The 16,049-nt window shown below is 64.5% G+C and carries 14 protein-coding genes; 5 read left to right on the top strand and 9 right to left on the bottom strand.

The window, feature by feature from the left end; all coding sequences use genetic code 11:
* Positions 1 to 16: 16 nt before the first annotated feature.
* From DEF76_RS18300 to DEF76_RS18290, 3 genes are all read right to left on the bottom strand, one after another.
* On the bottom strand, positions 17 to 1,738 hold the full coding sequence (locus DEF76_RS18300) for a pyrroloquinoline quinone-dependent dehydrogenase (RefSeq protein ID WP_114913522.1): 1,722 nt from the start codon (positions 1,736 to 1,738) through the stop codon (positions 17 to 19).
* A 207-nt stretch (positions 1,739 to 1,945) separates the two neighbouring features.
* Positions 1,946 to 2,581, bottom strand: coding sequence for a Maf family protein (locus DEF76_RS18295; protein WP_114913994.1), 636 nt, complete (start codon positions 2,579 to 2,581; stop codon positions 1,946 to 1,948).
* Positions 2,578 to 3,459, bottom strand: a complete 882-nt coding sequence (locus DEF76_RS18290) for a pyruvate, water dikinase regulatory protein (protein WP_114913521.1) — start codon at positions 3,457 to 3,459, stop codon at positions 2,578 to 2,580. The genes DEF76_RS18295 and DEF76_RS18290 overlap by 4 nt, the downstream gene beginning before the upstream one ends.
* A gap of 309 nt (positions 3,460 to 3,768) precedes the next feature.
* Here DEF76_RS18290 and hemE point away from each other — a divergent pair, with 309 nt between their 5' ends.
* The 5 genes from hemE (at position 3,769) to DEF76_RS18265 (ending at position 8,075) form a co-directional block, all read left to right on the top strand.
* Entirely contained in the window at positions 3,769 to 4,803 is a 1,035-nt protein-coding gene (gene hemE, locus DEF76_RS18285) for a uroporphyrinogen decarboxylase (RefSeq protein WP_114913520.1), read from the top strand.
* The gene (gene hemH, locus DEF76_RS18280; RefSeq protein WP_338025760.1) at positions 4,800 to 5,909 is read left to right on the top strand and encodes a ferrochelatase; all 1,110 of its coding nucleotides are present in this window, start codon (positions 4,800 to 4,802) and stop codon (positions 5,907 to 5,909) included. Before hemE ends, hemH begins: the two co-directional genes overlap by 4 nt.
* A complete protein-coding gene (gene hemJ, locus DEF76_RS18275) occupies positions 5,906 to 6,355 on the top strand; it encodes a protoporphyrinogen oxidase HemJ (RefSeq protein WP_114913518.1) in 450 nt (149 codons plus the stop codon). Before hemH ends, hemJ begins: the two co-directional genes overlap by 4 nt.
* Positions 6,356 to 6,440: 85 nt before the next feature.
* Complete coding sequence (locus DEF76_RS18270) at positions 6,441 to 7,277, top strand: DUF6134 family protein (RefSeq protein ID WP_162800750.1); 837 nt, start codon at positions 6,441 to 6,443, stop codon at positions 7,275 to 7,277.
* Positions 7,278 to 8,075 carry an SDR family NAD(P)-dependent oxidoreductase gene (locus DEF76_RS18265; RefSeq protein ID WP_114913516.1) on the top strand — a complete coding sequence of 266 codons (798 nt, stop codon included), beginning with the start codon at positions 7,278 to 7,280 and terminating at the stop codon, positions 8,073 to 8,075. It begins immediately after the preceding gene.
* Between the two features lie 87 nt (positions 8,076 to 8,162).
* On the opposite strand, the gene DEF76_RS18260 is transcribed toward DEF76_RS18265, so the two are convergent.
* From DEF76_RS18260 to prsR, 6 genes are read right to left on the bottom strand one after another with little or no spacing between them, the layout of a single operon-like run.
* Positions 8,163 to 8,981: a class I SAM-dependent methyltransferase gene (locus DEF76_RS18260; RefSeq protein ID WP_114913515.1), complete on the bottom strand. Its 819-nt coding sequence runs from the start codon at positions 8,979 to 8,981 to the stop codon at positions 8,163 to 8,165.
* A gap of 34 nt (positions 8,982 to 9,015) precedes the next feature.
* A complete protein-coding gene (locus DEF76_RS18255; protein ID WP_114913514.1) occupies positions 9,016 to 10,194 on the bottom strand; it encodes a glycosyltransferase family 4 protein in 1,179 nt (392 codons plus the stop codon).
* Entirely contained in the window at positions 10,191 to 10,418 is a 228-nt protein-coding gene (locus tag DEF76_RS18250) for a hypothetical protein (protein WP_114913513.1), read from the bottom strand. Before DEF76_RS18250 ends, DEF76_RS18255 begins: the two co-directional genes overlap by 4 nt.
* 5 nt (positions 10,419 to 10,423) lie before the next feature.
* A complete protein-coding gene (locus DEF76_RS18245; RefSeq protein ID WP_114913512.1) occupies positions 10,424 to 11,743 on the bottom strand; it encodes a putative O-glycosylation ligase, exosortase A system-associated in 1,320 nt (439 codons plus the stop codon).
* A gap of 16 nt (positions 11,744 to 11,759) precedes the next feature.
* Positions 11,760 to 14,540, bottom strand: coding sequence for an XrtA/PEP-CTERM system TPR-repeat protein PrsT (prsT, locus tag DEF76_RS18240; RefSeq protein WP_114913511.1), 2,781 nt, complete (start codon positions 14,538 to 14,540; stop codon positions 11,760 to 11,762).
* Positions 14,540 to 15,946, bottom strand: coding sequence for a PEP-CTERM-box response regulator transcription factor (prsR, locus tag DEF76_RS18235; RefSeq protein WP_114913510.1), 1,407 nt, complete (start codon positions 15,944 to 15,946; stop codon positions 14,540 to 14,542). The genes prsT and prsR overlap by 1 nt, the downstream gene beginning before the upstream one ends.
* Positions 15,947 to 16,049 lie beyond the last annotated feature (103 nt).

Here is a 16,049-nt window from a genome sequence, read left to right as displayed (position 1 = left end):
TGCGATCACTCAGAGATTACTTCGAGAGGCTGTAGACGACCAGCGCGCCGTCATCACGGGGCATGCTTTTGAAGACGCCGCCGAAGGTCGGCGCATAGTCATCGCTTGCCATACCGCCGAAGCCGGCAACAACCGCGACATATTGCTTGCCGTGGGCGGCGTAGCTGATGATGCCGCCCTGATGGCCGGTGCCATCGCCGTGGTTCCACAATTCCTTGCCAGTGGTTGCATCATAGGCGTGGACCGTGCCACGGGCATCGGGAACGAAGACCAAATCGCCGCCGGTGGAGAGAACGCTGGCGAGCGGCGGCTCAGGAAAACGAACTTCCCACTTGGTTTGCCCGGTGATCGGATCACGGGCGTCGAGATGGCCATAGATCGGGCCATTGGGGGGCGGCGCGATGGTGAAATTGGCGCCGATATTGAGCTGCACCTGCGGCGTGGTCACCGGCGTCGTCTTCACGACCTCAAGATGCATGCACCATTCATTGCCGATTTTGTAATAGAGCCCGGTTTTCGGGTCATAGGAGCCGGCATTCCAGCTCACCCCGCCGGAGATGTGCGGGCACAGCACTTCGGCCTGCTTGCCGGCGGTCATGTCGCGGCGGTCGGTCAATTCGCCGGTCTTGGGGTCGATCTTCGCGTAATTGATGTTATGCGAGATCGGCCAGACGTTTTTGACGTTGGCGCTGCGGTCATAGACGAAAATATAGCCGCCCTTGTTGGGGTGGACGACGTATTTCTGACCGGCGCGATCGATCATCAGGAATTCGCCGACGGCGCTATCGAAATCCCACACGTCGTGCGGGTTCTCCTGATGGAAGAATTTCAGCTTGCCGGAAGCGGCATCGAGGCCGAGCACCGAGCTGATATAGAGATTGGTGCCGGGGCGGGCGCCGTTGTGCATCCAATCGGGGCCGGACCAGTCATAGAGTGGCGCGCCGTTCGAGGTGCCCCACCAGATGGTATTGGTTTCGGCGTCATAGCCCCCCGGCATCCAGCCGCCGCCGCCGCCGACCCGCCAGGAATCATTGCCCCAGGTCTTCTTGGTCTCGTCGGTCGGGGCGATGGTGTTGAAGTCCCAGCGCAGCTTGCCGGTGGTCGCATCGACCGCATAAATCATGCCGCGCACCGGCCATTCACCACCTTGCGAGCCGATCACCACCTCGCCATTGACATAGAGCGGCGCGCCGGTGAAGCCGATGGTGAGCTTTTGGCTGTCGATCAGCTTGGTGTCCCAAACCGGCTTGCCGGTTTTCATGTCGAGGGCGATCAGGCGGCCATCGACGGTGCCGACGAACACTTTGCCCTCGCCGAGGGCGACGCCGCGGTTATAGGGCGAATGGGTCTGGCGGGCGACGAGGGCATCGTCGAGCTCCGGGAAATAGGACCAGAGCACCTGTCCGGTCGCGCCGTCAATCGCGAAGACGCGGCTATAGGAGCCCGAATAATAGAGAACACCGTCGGCGACCAGCGGCATCGATTGCAAGCCGCGCGTCGAGTGGCCGGGAATGTGGATCCAGGCGACCGAAAGATCCTTGACGTTCTTCGCATTGATCTGGGTCAACCCGCTATAGTGATAGGAGTTGTAAGATCCATGGTAGGTGAGCCAATCATTCGGGTTATTGGCTTCGATCCGCTTGCTGTCGATCGCTTGCGCCATCGCGGTCGAGGCGGCGAACGCCGTCCCCACCGCAACGGTGAGTGATAGCGCGAGCGTGCGCTGTTTTTGCTTCATCGAGATTTCCTCCCTCATCGGTTAAGACGTAACGCGGAACGTGTTTCGCTGCCGCGCCAAGCATGCCTGAGATTGATAGGCGTGATCAATAGCCGTTGAACATCGTGGTTTGTCGCCAGACCACGTTTCCGTCAGCCGGACAGGCGCAAAGCCGCCATAGCCTCGGGGTTGATCGCCGTGGTATATAACACATGAATGTTACCAGTGTCACGGGGGAGTGAAGGACGTTTCCTCGCCCGTCGTGGCGGAAAGCCATTCGCATCCGAAATGCTGACGAAGAAACCCAAGGAGCGGCAGAAGCGGCAAGCCGAGGATACTGAAATACTCGCCCTCGATGGCCTCGAACAACTGGATCCCCGGCCCTTCGAGACGATAGGCGCCGACCGAGGAAAGCACCCGTTCGCCCTCGGCGGCGAGATAGGCGGCGAGCGCCGCCTCCGACAGCGGGCGCATGCGAAGACGCGGCCGCGCGACATGGCGCCACAGCACCGCATCACCGCGCCAACAGACGATTGCGGTGACCAGTTCGTGCCAAACACCGGCGAGACGGCGCAATTGCTTGGCGGCGGTCGCGAGATCGGCGGGTTTGTCGAACCATTCCGAACCCTGGACGAGAATCTGATCGGCCCCGATGACCAGCGCCGCGGGTGCTGCCCGCGCCACCCGCCTTGCCTTCATCTCGGCGAGCAAAAGCGCGGTGTCCGCGACATCGGCCGCCTCGGCCCGCGCCGCTGCCTTGATCGCTGCCTCATCGATCGCCGCTGGCTTTGCCGCCACCGAAAGCCCAGCGCCCTTCAGCAAGGAGAGACGCACCGCCGAAGCACTCGCGAGAATCAGTGTCACGGCACGCTGTGGGCGGCGCTTTCTCCGCCGCTTGCGCTTTTGCGCGCCCGGCGGGCGTGCCATTCCTCCATGCGCTGCAACACCGCCGCCGCCGTCTCCTCGATCGAGCGGCGGGTGACATCGATCACCGGCCAGCCTTGCCGAGCGCAAAGCCGCCGCGCCCAGAGCAATTCGGCTTTCACCGCCTCCTCATCGACATAGTCGGCCGCATCATGGCGCGCCAGGCCCGGCGCCCCGATCAAGCGCAAGCGATGCCGCCGGATATCGATCAGAGCCTGCGCCTCGATCGTCAAGCCGATGATCGGACAGGACAAATTGTCGAGCACCGCGGGCACCGGGAGATTGGGAACGAGCGGCACGTTCGCCGCCTTAACGCCGCGATTGGCAAGATAGAAGGCGGTTGGCGTCTTCGAACTCCGCGAGACGCCCACGAGACAAACATCGGCTTCGGCGATACCGGCCTCGGCCTGGCCGTCATCATGGGCGAGGACATAGTGCATGGCATCGATGCGGCGAAAATAATCGGCATCCAGCACATATTGCCGCCCGGGCCGCGCGGTTGCCACCTCCCCGATCTTTTCCTGGAGAACGGCGATCACCGGATCAAGAACATTGACGACGCTAATCCCCAAACGCTCACAAAACACATCAAGCTCATGGCGAAGTGCGCGATCGACCAGCGTTGACAAGACCGGCCCCGGCTCGGCCTCGATCCCTTCCAGGACGCGATGGAGTTGCAGACGCGAGCGGATCAGCGACCAACGATGATAGACGATCTCGACATGCTCGAACTGGGCGACGGTCGCGCGGGCAACCGAATTGAGGGTCTCGCCGGTCGCATCCGAGACGAGATGGAGGTTCATGCGTTGGTGGGTCATGGGAGCGAGGATAGCGGGGATAAGCGGGAAAAACAGCCGCTTCTCTCATCGCGGCTGTGAATAGTGGGGATAACGCGGCACGCGACGAGATCCTGTGCAAGCTTGCCGCAGCTCACTCCGCCGCTTCGGGATAGGTCAGAAATAAGCCGCTTTTCCGGGCGGTTGCGCCGCTATCACGCTGTGGACAAGATAATGATAAGACAGTGCTTTGGTGGGTACCCCATAATCCACAGGGTTCCACTCAAGCCTCATATTTTCTTTTATCTCTCTTCTCTTTAAGAGGAGAGGATAGCGGCGAAAGGATAGGATGTGGCGAAAAAGCTGGTCTCGGTCCTGCGGGGAACGCCATCCTGGCCGCCGCCGCTCTGGCTGATGCGCCAGGCCGGGCGGTATCTCGCGGAATATCGCGCCCTTCGCGCCCGCGCCGGCGATTTCATCACCCTCTGCACGACGCCTGACCTCGCTGCCGAAGTCACGCTGCAGCCGGTGCGGCGTTTCGGCATGGATGGCGCGATCCTGTTCAGCGATATTTTGATTCTGCCCTGGGCGCTCGGCTATGGCCTGCGCTTTGCAGACGGCGAAGGCCCGGTGCTGCCGCGTTGGCAGCCCGAGGATACCGCCGGTCTCGATCTTCGCCGGCTCGAGGGCGCGCTCGCGCCGGTTATGGAAGCGATCGCGCGGGTCCGCGCCGGGCTCGGCGAGGATACGGCGCTGATCGGCTTTGCCGGCGCGCCCTTCACCGTCGCCTGTTACATGATCGAAGGCGGCGGCTCGAAAGACCACGCCCGCACGCGCGCCGTGGCCTATCGCGAGCCACGGGATTTCGAGAATTTGCTCGCGGTGTTGACCGAGGCAACGATCACCAGCCTCTCACTTCAGATCGAAGCCGGGGCCGAGGCGGTGATGCTGTTCGATAGCTGGGCCGGTGTGCTGCCGCCCTCGCTGTTTCGCCACTATGTTGCCAACCCGGCGGCGCGGATCAAAAGCGCGCTTGGCAAGCAATTTCCAGAGGTGCCGGTGATCGGGTTTCCGCGCCTCGCCGGCGGCCAGCTTGGCCTCTATGCGGCGATCAGTGGGGTTGACGCGGTCGGGATGGATACCGCGACGGATCCGGCGCTCGCTGCCGCCCTGGTTGCGGCACCGGTCGCGCTGCAAGGCAATTTGGACCCGGTGGCGCTGCTTGCCGGCGGCGCGCCGATGATCGCCGAGGTCAGGCGAATCCTCGCGGCGCTCCGCGGGCGCGCGCATGTCTTCAACCTTGGCCATGGCATTCTGCCGGAAACACCGCCCGCCCATGTCGCCGAACTCATCGCCTTGGTGCGCAGCGGCGGCGAGACGGCATGACTGTGGACGGCTTGACGGCGGCGGTCGCGGCATTACCTGACCCGAGCATGCCGGACACGGATCTTCCTCGCACCGCCATCGTTCTCTTCAATCTCGGCGGGCCGGACGGGATGGACGCGGTTGGGCCATTTTTAAAAAACCTTTTTACTGATCCGGCGATTTTGCGCGTCCCCTTCTTCATCCGCCCTTTTCTCGCCCGCTGGATCGCACGCGCGCGGCGCGCGCCGGCGCGCGCCAACTACGCGCTGATGGGCGGTAAATCGCCGCTTCTCGAACTCACCGAGCGGCAGGCGAAGGCGCTCGCCGCACGGTTTTCCGACCCGGTGCGGGTGTTCATTGCCATGCGCTATTGGCATCCGTTCAGCACCGAAACCGCGCGCGCGGTTGCCGCCTGGAAGCCGGACCGGGTCTTGCTCCTGCCGCTCTATCCGCAATTTTCGACCACCACCACGGCAAGCTCGCTCGCCGCTTGGCGCGAGGCGGCGGCGCGCGCTGGCCTTGCAGCAGAGGTGACCACGCTCTGCTGCTGGTCGGACGATCCCGGCTACATTGCCGCGACTGCCGCCCTGGTTCGCCGCGCGATCGCCGCGGCACGTGCGCGGCTCGCGCCGGGAACACCGCGTCGCCTCTTATTTTCGGCGCATGGTTTGCCGGAGGTGATCGTCAAAGGTGGCGATCCCTATCAGGCGCAGGTAGAAGCGAGTGCTCGCGCCATCGCGGCGGCGCTTGGTGAGCCGGATCTCGATTGGCGGGTTTGCTATCAGTCCCGGGCGACGCCGCAAAAATGGCTGGAGCCGAGCACGGAAGCCGAAATCACGCGCGCCGGGGAGGAGGGTGTCGCCCTCGTCGTCGCGCCGATCGCGTTCGTCTCAGACCATTCCGAAACCCTCGTCGAACTCGATATCGAATATGCCGAGGTCGCGAAAAAACATGGCGTGCCGGGCTATTTCCGCGTGCCTGCGCAAAACGACGAGCCCGGCTTCATCGCCGCTCTCGCCGCTCTGGCGCAGGCGGCGCTGGCGCGCGGGCCGGGGCTTTGCAGCCATCAGGGCGGGCGGCTCTGTGCTGCCCATCATCGCGGCTGCCCCTTTGGAGATCGGTCATGACACTCGCGTTTCTCACGCCGTTCTATCACTGGATCAAGGCGTTCCACGTGATGGCGGTGATCGCTTGGATGGCCGGCATGTTCTATCTGCCACGGCTTTATGTCTATCATTGCGCCGTGGCGCCGGGATCGGCGGCTTCCGAACAGTTCAAGGTGATGGAGCGGCGGCTCTTGAAGCAGATCATCAACCCGGCGATGATCGCGACCTGGGGCTTTGGTATCCTTCTCGTTCTCACCCCTGGCGTGATCAACTGGCAGGCCGGCTGGTGGCACGTAAAATTGCTCGCGGTTTTGCTGATGTCGGGGTTTCATGGCGCTCTCTCTCGCTGGCGGCGGGACTTCCTTCACGACCGCAATCGCCATGGCACGAAATTTTATCGCATTGCCAATGAGATCCCAACGGTTTTGATGATCGTGATCGTGATCATGGTGATCGTCCGGCCATAAGCGGCGGTATGGCTTTTCTGCTCGCTGCATCGTGGCTTGCCGACAAGGGATCGCGCCGGCAAGCTTCGGCAAAAGGAGATCGGATGTGATACTGCTTCGACGGCGAGGATTGGTCGCGCTGGGCATGGGGCTCGTGGCGCCGGCACGAATTTTCGCCGCGACCGCGAGCAAGACCGCCCCGCCCCAGCCGGGTGCCGACCTCCCGGTGCCGGCGAGTGGCAGCCTTCGTTTTCGTATCATGCGCAATGGCAATGTCATCGGCACCCATGGCCTGACCTTTACCCAAAAAGGCCGCACCGATCAGCCGCCGCCCGCGGCCACGACCGCTGCCGCTGGCAGCCCGCCCGGCAACGCCAAGCCCGCGCCCACTCCCGTGCCGGCGCCGGCGAAACCGCCGCCGGTGCTCGGCCCGCTCACCGTGAAGGTGGTCATCGATATCGCGGTCAAGCTCGGGCCGATCCCGCTTTATCGTTACAATAACGAAAGCACGGAAATCTGGGACGGCGACACGCTGACCCGCTTTGAGTCGAAAACCAACGATAACGGCACCCACACCAAGGTCATGGCGCGGCGCGATGGCGGCACGCTCTGGGTTGAGACGATCAAGGAGAAATATGCCGCCCCCGAGGGCGCGATCGTCACGACATACTGGAATCCCCGCACCTTGAGCGCGCCGCTGATCGATAATATCGACGGCAAGCTGCTCCATGCGAAAATCGTCGCACTCGGCCCGGAAACCATCCCGGCCGCCAATGGCGATCGCATCGAGGCCGTCCATTACGCTGCGAGCGGTGATCTCAATGTTCATCTCTGGTATGCCGAGGACAAGGCAAAACCCGGCGAGGCGCCGCCGCCGAAACATTGGGTCGGTTTGGCGCTCACCGGCTCGGATGGTTCGCATATCACCTATGAGAGGCTCTGAGTGACGGAGCGGGGGCTCAGACCGGCGCGGCCGGAAGATGGGGTTGCGTGGATCACCGGCGCCTCGTCGGGGATTGGCCGCGAACTCGCGCGGTTTTTGCTCGATGAAGGCTGGACGGTCGCATTGACGGCGCGGCGAGAGGCGGAATTGCAGGCCTTCGCGCAGCATTATCCCGCCGAACGGGTTTTTGTCATCGCCGCCGACGTCACCGAGGCGCCAGCGATGGCCAACGCGCTCGCCAGGATCGAGGCTGAAGCCGGCCGGCCGGTTGCCCTTGCGATTGCCAATGCCGGGGTGTGGCGGCGGATGGGATTGAGCGATTTCGACGCCGAGGCTTTCGCGCAGGTGATGGCGGTCAATGTGCTTGGCGTCGCCAATATGCTCGCCGCCGTTCTGCCCGGCATGCGTGCCCGCCGGTTTGGCCAGATCGGCATTGTCGCCTCCGTCGCCGGCTATCTCGGTCTCCCCCGCGCCAGCGCCTATGGCGCAAGCAAGGCGGCCTTGATCCACATGGCGAGTTCGCTCCGCTTCGAGGCCGCAGAAAGCGGCATTCTGGTGCAGGTGATCAACCCCGGGTTCGTCGCAACCCCGATGATCGCCGCCAATACCGCATCCAAGCCCTTTGTCCTCAGCGCCGAGGCGGCGGCTTCGCGCATCCAGCGCGGTCTCGCCGGCACCGGCTTTGAAATCGCTTTTCCGCGGCCGACCGTCTGGCTTTTGAAACTGGCGCGCCTCCTGCCCTGGCGCCTGTTTTTTGCGCTCGGGGCGCTCGGGGCGCTCGCCCGCGGCCGCGGCTGAGGCGCTCGCCGGGGCTTTTTTCCCGCGAGCGATGTGGCGAAAAAAAATTTCGGCTCGTTTGGTCCCGTCTGCGGCGCGATCCGGCCGCTATTTTCGCACTGTCCCGACCACCAGCACGCGTCCGGCGAGTAGCCGCCCGAGCGCCGGGATGAGGTTGAGCATCGCGTGATCAAAGGCGCCGACCCGCGGCCAGTAAGGCGGCACCAAGCGGCCGCCGAGCAGCAGGAAATATTCGCAAATGGGTGCCTGTAGAATGCCCTCGATCATCGCCAACTCCCGTTCATCGATCTTGCGCTCATCGTCGGTGATGTAGGGGGTTGTGGTGCCGTAAATGAACGGCACCATGCGGCGATAAAGCAGGCGGGAGACCAGGCGGCTCTCGCGAATTTTTTGCGAGAATGAGTGGGTATAAAGCTCATTGGCGACGACGCTACCGCCTGGGCGCAACACTCGCCGCACTTCGGCGAGGGTACGCGGAATATCGACATGGTGCAAAATGTCGTTGAAATAGACGAGATCGAAGAAATTCTCGTCATAGGTCATCCGCTCCGCCGGCATGACATCGAAATGAATCGAGGCAATCCCCATGCGTTCGGCGCGGGCGCGCGCGATGGCGACGAGATCGGGGGAGAGGTCGGCGGCGTAAACGTCTGCGCCGAGTGTTGCGACCCGGATCGCATCCTCGCCGAAACCGCAGCCCGGCACGAGCACTTTCTTGCCGGCGACCGTGAGCGCCATGATCGCGTCATAAGACGACCAATAAGCGTTCCAGCGCCGCCGCGGCCCTGGGCTTACGACATCGAGATCGACCGGCGTTTCGCTTTTGTCGCGATGGCGGGCGGCAAATTCGCGGTGATATTCGAATTCACGGCGCTGGCGCTCGTCCATGTCGTCGAGGTCGTCCATGTCGTTTCTTTCTCGTTGCCGCGATCGACAAAAATCAAGACATCAGCGCGCGAAACAGCGTTGCCTGCCCAGCGCTGGTGTCCGCCCAGCCGAAACGTTCGGCATAGGCGCGAGTCGCATCCCGCCCGGGAAGAGCGGCAAAGAGCCGGCGGATAGCCGCGGCGATCCCCTGCGGAGAGTTTTCCTCGACGATCAGCCCTGCCTCCGGCGCCGTCACCACTTCCGGGTTGCCGGGGATTTTGCTCGCGACCACCGGGGTTCCGCAAGCCATCGCCTCCAGGAGCACGTTCGCCCAGCCCTCCCGGCTCGACGCCAGCACCAGCGCGTCAGCAGCGCTGTAATACCCGGCGAGGCTCTCATGCGGCACCGCGCCGAGGAGGCGCGCCCGCCCGCCGAGCCCGCGCGCTGCGATCAGCGCTTCGAGCCGCGCCCGCTCCGGCCCTTCGCCGAGGATGAGCAGGCTGAACCCCGGCAGCGCCGCCAGCGCCTCGATCACTTTATCGTGCCCCTTGCGCGGAATGAGGTGTCCGACCGAAATCAGTGTCGGGCCGTTGAGGCCGAGCGCGAGACGGGTAGCCTCGCGCGCTTGCGGGCGAAACATCGCGAGATCGACACCGTTTCGCAGCACCGTCACTTTTTCCGGGGGCGCGCCGAGGCCGATCAGCGCCGCCTTGAGCCCGGCACTGACCGAAATCAGGCGATCGGCGTCAGCGATGGCGCGCTGAATGAGCCGGCGCGGGACGGCGTAATCGGGCAATTGCGTCACATCCGAGCCGCGCGCCGTGATCACCACCGGGCGTTTGAAGCGGCGCCCGAGCCAGGTCGCGGCAACGCCGTCGGGATAGACGTAATGGGCGTCGATGATATCGAAGCGCAGGCCGCGCGCGATCAAAATTTCGATCGCTTTGCGGGCGGCGTGATAGAGGAGAAACGGCGCAAGCGCGGTGCCGAGTTTGGGGACGACGCCATAGCGCGGGTGATAGACGTCGATCCCGTGCCTGACCTCGAAACGCGGCGCTCGCGCATAGGCCGACCAGGCGCCAAAGCGCGGCGAGGTGAAAGGAAAAAACGGCACCGGCGCCACCACCGAGCTGACGATCGCCTCGCTCGCCAGTAAATGGCGCAGACGATTTTCCACGAAGACGCCGTGATTGGGCCGCGCCGCGTTGGGGTAGAGCGTGCTGAAGGTGAGCAGGCGAAGCGGTGTGGTCACGTCGCGCGCCGGCGAGGCGTCCACGCCGCGCGGCGCGCTGGCCGTTCGTTGCGGCGGGGGCTGCGTGGCGGACCCGAGGGCGTCGGCGCGGGCGGTGATGCCGCATCATCGTCCTTCATGTCGAATGGCCACCAGAAGCGCGAACGCCGATGCGGGTCGCGAATACTCCAGAGCGCGAGCCAGAAAATGCCGCCGATGCAGGACAGGAAATAGAGCGTATCCATGGCGGTCAGCCGCGCGGCACGGGCAGTGCGGCGCCGGGTGTGGCGCGCGCGGCAAGCGGGGTTGCGCGGGCCGCTGCCGGCACGCGCGTCGCCGCCTTGACCCGCTCCCAGGTCGCGGCGACCCCCATCAGCAAGGTAAAATAGAAATCCCAATAGCAAAGCGAAAGAAACGTGCCGGCGACGAGATAGGCGATGATCGAGACCTGCGCCATTTTGGCGAGATCGTAACACCAACGGAGCTCGGGCCGTTTGCGCGTCGCGCGGATGATGCGCACAGTGTTGACGATCCCGGCGAGCGTGATCCCGAGCCAGACGAAAAATGTCGGGAATCCATGCTCGCCGATCACCTCGAAATAGATGCTGTGCACGGCGCGCGCGGTCGTGCCGTAATCATATTCGTCGACGATGTTCTGGCGGTAAGGCGCCATGAACCCGCCGCCGGTGAGCGGGCGGGCGAGGGCGATTTTCCACGAGGCGTGCCAGATATTGAGGCGGCCTTGTGCCGAATCATCGACATGCTCGGCGCCGATCGTCGACATCCGCGCCGTCCAGCTCGGCGGCATGAACGAGATCGCGCCGGCGAGCGCGACACCGACCACCGTCGCCGAGACGATCTTGTGCGGGCTGTTCCACCACAGAAACAGCGACATCGCGGCAAGCCCGATCAAGGCGCCGCGCGAGTAGCTGCCGAGCACCGCGAACAACGTAAACATCATCACCACCAAGAGCCCAAGCCGCACCAGGCGATGACGCGATTGCATGCGAAGATAATTCATCAGCGGCATGCAAACGAGGAGGCCGGCCGCGAGATGATTATTGTCGGTGATCATCGTCATCGGCGGCCCCAGCACCCGGTAATTGCCGGCATGGGTCAAGGTAAAAACGCCGCCGCGCAGCCCATAATAGCCGAGCGAAATCACCATCACCCAGATCAAGGCGTGGATGCGCCGGCGTTCGGTGAGCAGCGCGAAGATCAGCAGCTGCGCGAAAAAGGATTTCGCGACAAACGACCATTTATATTCCACCATGTCAGGCGGCGCGAGAGCCACGAGCGAGGAGAGCGAAATCAGGATGATGAACAGGATGATCAGCACGGTGGTCGCGTTGATCGGGAAGGATTTGGGCTCGCGCGCGGCGAAGCAGCCCATGATGGTGGCAAAAAAAATCATCATCGCCCAGGGGATGGTCATCGACATGCCCCAGGTGAGCTCATGCGGGTTCTGAAACGAGATCCAACACCAGAGGATGACGCCGACGAACGGGCGGGCGATCGTCATCGGCAGCATGCCGCCCATCATCGCGACGATGAAAGCGAGATTGCGCATCGCCCGTCCGCCGCCGCTACTTGCCGGCGTTGAGATCGGCGAGCAATTGGCGAGCGCCGTCTTTTTCGGGGAAATTGACTTTGTCGCCCGTGATCGAGGTCAGGAGCGCGACCGCTTCGTCGCGGTGCCCGGCCGCTGCTAGCGCGGTTGCGAGGTGATACTGAATGGCGGGATCGTTCGGCAATTCGGCGTGCGCCTGACGCAACAGGGGAAGTCCGGTCGGGTTTTTCGCCTGCGTCAGGATATAGCCGAGCGTATCGGCGGTCTGCGCGCCGGGGGCGAGGAGATAGGCGCGCTCGGCGAGTTTCAGCGCCTCCGGCTTGCCGAGCTGCTGATCGATCCAGGCGAGATTATTGAGGGCGATGATATTGTTCGGCTGATGGCCGAGCACGGTCTCCAGATGCCCGGCCGCCACCGGGTATTGATGGTCGGCGATTTCGAAATCGGCAAGCGCAACCAGCGCCGACACGTCGTCGGCATGGCTTCCGACCCAGTCGCTGAGCGTCGCCATCGCCGCTTTCTTGTGGCCGCCGGCATTTTCCGCCGCCGCCTCGCGCAGCACGAGCATCGTCGAAGGCTGGTCGGCGGCGGCCGCGGCATAGGCTTTCGCCGCTGCGTCATAATTTTTTTGCGACATATAGAAATCCCCCGGCAAGGCGCGCGCGGCCGGCAGATGCGCCGCGTCCTTGGCGAGGCTGGCGGCCCGCGCCAGCGCCGCATCGGCGCCACCCGAGGCGAGCGCGACGCCGAGCGCCGCCTGCATCAGTTCGTAATTGGCGGGATAGGCCTTGAGCCCGGCATCGATCACGGCGTCGGCGCCGCTATAATCCTTGGCCTGGACCAGCAACCGCACGAGATTGATCCGCGCCGTCGTCTGCGAGGGATCGAGGGTGAGGATTTGGCGGTAGGTGTCGCGCGCGGTGTCATTGAGGCCGAGCGAAGCCTGCGCCGCCGCCTGAACCATCAGCAGCGCCGCCGCTGCCGGCTGATCTTTGCCGAGAGTGACCGCGAGCGCCCCCTTGGCGTCATTGGTGCGCAGCAGCAGCCCGGCATAGCTCGCAGCGATGGCCGCGTCGTTCGGCACGGCCGCATGCGCTTGCGCAAGCAGCGCGAGCGCCGCTTTCGTATCGCCCTGCTGTTCGCGCGCGGCAACGGCGATATTGAGCGCGGTGCGGTTCCCCGGCTGTTTGGCGAGCACCTCGTCGAGTAATTTCCAGGCATCGTCATTCTGACCCTCGAGCAGTTGCAGCCGCGCGAGGCTGAGCTTGGCGGCGATGGCATCGGGATGGGCTTTGATGACAGCGGCGAAGGCCGCTTCGGCGGCGGGATAATCCATCTCCGCGAGTTTTAGGAGGCCGGTGAGATTGCCGACCACGGCGCTGTCACCCTCCTGCTTCTTGAGTTCGGCGAGATGGCTCTCGGCCTGGCTGAAATCCCCGGCGACGATCCCGGTGAGGACCAGCATCTCGCCAGCCTTGGCTTGCTTGGGATCGAGCGTGAGTGAGCGCTCGAACGCCGCCGCCGCGCCGTCATTGTCGCCGGCATCGAGCTTCAATTCCCCGAGCCGGCTCAAAAGCGCTGCATTATCGGGCGCCAGCGCGCTCGCCGTTTCATAGCTCGCGATCGCCGGCGCGAGCTTGCCGGACGCGAGATAGACCTGGCCCAGCAACTCATGCAAAGCGGGGTTCTTGTCATTGAGCAGGATCGCTTTGTTGAGCGCCGCGATCGCATCATCCGGGGCGTGGCGCGCCATGTCGATCTGGACGAGAAGGGCGACGCCGCGCGGATCATTGGGGAAACGGGCGACATAGCGCCGCGCCGAATCGAGCGCCTGCTCACGCTCGCCGAGCTGGTTTTTGACCAAGGCGTCGATGTAGTAAGCGTTCGGCATGCGCGAAAGCACGCTCGAGAGCTTTTCCATATCGGCGCCGGCGCCCTTGAAATCCCCGGCCTCGGCCAGGATCAGGGCGTGGAGATAGACCGCCTGGGCGTTGTTTGGCAGCATTTTCTGGACGACGGCGATATCCTCCTTCGCCTTGTCGTTCTGGCGGCTCGCGATCAGGAGATCGGCGCGCTGCAAGTGGGCGACGATGTCGTTGGGATCGTGCGCGATGACACCATCGAGGATCGTGATCGCGCCGGCACGGTCGCCCGCATTGGCCGCGAACTGTGCCTTGCGCCGCAACGCCGCGGCGTTCTCTGGATCGGCCTTGAGCACGGCCGCGATCGCCGCTTCCGCAGCCTTGGGGTCGCCCTTGGCGCTGGCGACTTGCGAGGCGGTGAGCAGAACCTCGGGTGAGTCAGGGGCGATGGCCTTGGCGGCGTCGATATCGGCGGCGGCCTTGTCCACCTGGTCGAGCATCAGCTCGGCGCGGGCGCGGGCGGCGAGAATGGTCGGCGCGAGATCGGGCGGATTGCCGGTCGCCGGAAACGTCTGCAGCAAATCGCGCGGGCGCTGCTGGTCGAGATAGGATTGCAGCAGAATTTCCGTCGCGCGCCGCGGCTCGGTGCCGAGATCGCGCGCTTTGCCCGCTTCCTTTTCCGCCGCCGCGGGATCGCCGAGGCGGAGATCGACATCGGCGAGGCCGAGATGCGCGCGGCCATTCTCGGGATCGTCCCGCACGGCGTTGCGGAGTTCGATCTGCGCGCCGCGCAGATCGCCGGCGGCGAGCAGCGCCTGCGCCTTGGCGTAGTGATCGGCGGCCATGGCAAGCCCTGGCCAAAGCAGCGCCGCCAGCGCCGTGCCGGTGAGCGCGAGCCGGGCCAGTCGGGAAGGACGCGGGTGAGATGCGAGCATTATCGGTTTTCCGTTATGTCTTGCGCAGCCCCGTCGGGGAGCGAGGCGTCGAGGCCATGGGTTCGCAGTAATCCGTACAAGGTCGTGCGGCTGACGCCAAGCAATTGTGCCGCATGCGAGAGATTTCCGCCACTACGGGCCAATGCCCGTTCGATCACCTCGCGCTCGGCCCGGCTTCGCGCGGCGCGGAGATCAAGAGAGGGTTCGCCGTCATCGCTGCCGGCGCTCACCGGCTCGGCGAGTTCGAGGTCGGCGGGCTCGATCAGGCGCGTCTCGTTCATCACCACCGCCCGCTTCACCCTGTTCTCCAGCTCGCGCACATTGCCCGGCCAGTCATGGGCGGCGAGCGCCGCGACCGCCGCTTCGCTCAAGCCGCGCACGTTGCGATGGAACTCGCCATTGAAGCGGTGCAGGAAATAGCGCGCGAGCAGCACCGCATCACCCTCGCGAGCGCGGAGCGGCGGGATGCGCAGCGTCACCGAGTTGAGACGATAGAAAAGATCGCCACGAAACCGCCCGGCCGCGACCTCGGCCTCGATGCCCTGATTGGTCGCCGAGACGATGCGCACATCGACCTGGATCCGCTGCCGCCCGCCGATCCGCTCAACCACCTGATCCTGCAGGACGCGCAGCAGCTTGACCTGCAGCGGGTGCGGCAGATCGCCAATTTCGTCGAGAAAAAGGGTGCCGAGATGCGCCATCTCGATCTTGCCGATGGTCTGTTTGACGGCGCCGGTGAAGGCGCCGCGCTCATGGCCGAAAAGTTCGCTCTCCAGCAAATTCTCCGGGATGGCGCCGCAATTGAGGGCGATGAACGGCCCCTTGGCGCGCGGCCCGAGATCGTGCAGCGCCCGCGCCAACGCTTCCTTCCCGGTGCCGCTTTCGCCGAGCAGCAGCACCGGCACGTTGGCCGTGGCCAGCTTCTCGATGTCGCGGCAGATTTTCAGCATCGGCTCGGCGGCGGTGATGATGCGCGGCAGCGGGCTCTGCGCCGCCGCTTCGGCGAGCCGCTTATTCTCCGCTTCCAGCTCATAAAGCCGCATCGCGCGATCGACGATGCCGCGCAAGACCGCGATATCGATCGGCTTTTCGTAGAAATCATAGGCCCCAGCGGCCACCGCACGGAGGGCGTTCTCGCGCTCATTGGCGCCGGTCGCGAGAATGACCTTGGTCGCTGGCGCTGCGCGCAAAATCTCCTCGAGCGTCGCAAACCCCTCGCTCACCCCATCAGGATCGGGCGGCAGGCCGAGATCGAGCACCACCACCCCCGGCCGCTCCTTAGCCAGCGCCGCCAACGCTTGCGCCCGACGATGGGTGATGACCGGCTTGAGACCAGGAAACGCCCAGCGATACTGGCCGCATAACCCCTCATCATCCTCGACGATCAATAATTTCGCGGCACTCATGACACGCCGCCCAAGGGAAGCAAGGCCAGGGCGCTGCCCTGGACCCGCTGGGGGCAGTGCCCCCAGACCCACATCCCGGGAGGATTTTTCTGGAGGGGCGCAA

The organism is Acidibrevibacterium fodinaquatile (assembly GCF_003352165.1).
Lineage (GTDB): Bacteria > Pseudomonadota > Alphaproteobacteria > Acetobacterales > Acetobacteraceae > Acidibrevibacterium > Acidibrevibacterium fodinaquatile.
The sequence above is the reverse complement of the archived record's forward strand: the minus strand, read 5'-3'. Positions and strand labels throughout refer to the sequence as shown.

Coding starts and splice junctions, on each gene's coding strand:
- DEF76_RS18250 (WP_114913513.1), bottom strand. CDS start 10,418: ATGGATACGCTCTATTTCCTGTCCTGCATCGGCGGCATTTTCTGGCTC.
- DEF76_RS18245 (WP_114913512.1), bottom strand. CDS start 11,743: ATGCGCAATCTCGCTTTCATCGTCGCGATGATGGGCGGCATGCTGCCG.
- prsR (WP_114913510.1), bottom strand. CDS start 15,946: ATGAGTGCCGCGAAATTATTGATCGTCGAGGATGATGAGGGGTTATGC.
- DEF76_RS18300 (WP_114913522.1), bottom strand. CDS start 1,738: ATGAAGCAAAAACAGCGCACGCTCGCGCTATCACTCACCGTTGCGGTG.
- hemH (WP_338025760.1), top strand. CDS start 4,800: ATGACTGTGGACGGCTTGACGGCGGCGGTCGCGGCATTACCTGACCCG.
- hemJ (WP_114913518.1), top strand. CDS start 5,906: ATGACACTCGCGTTTCTCACGCCGTTCTATCACTGGATCAAGGCGTTC.
- DEF76_RS18290 (WP_114913521.1), bottom strand. CDS start 3,459: ATGACCCACCAACGCATGAACCTCCATCTCGTCTCGGATGCGACCGGC.
- prsT (WP_114913511.1), bottom strand. CDS start 14,540: ATGCTCGCATCTCACCCGCGTCCTTCCCGACTGGCCCGGCTCGCGCTC.
- DEF76_RS18260 (WP_114913515.1), bottom strand. CDS start 8,981: ATGGACGACCTCGACGACATGGACGAGCGCCAGCGCCGTGAATTCGAA.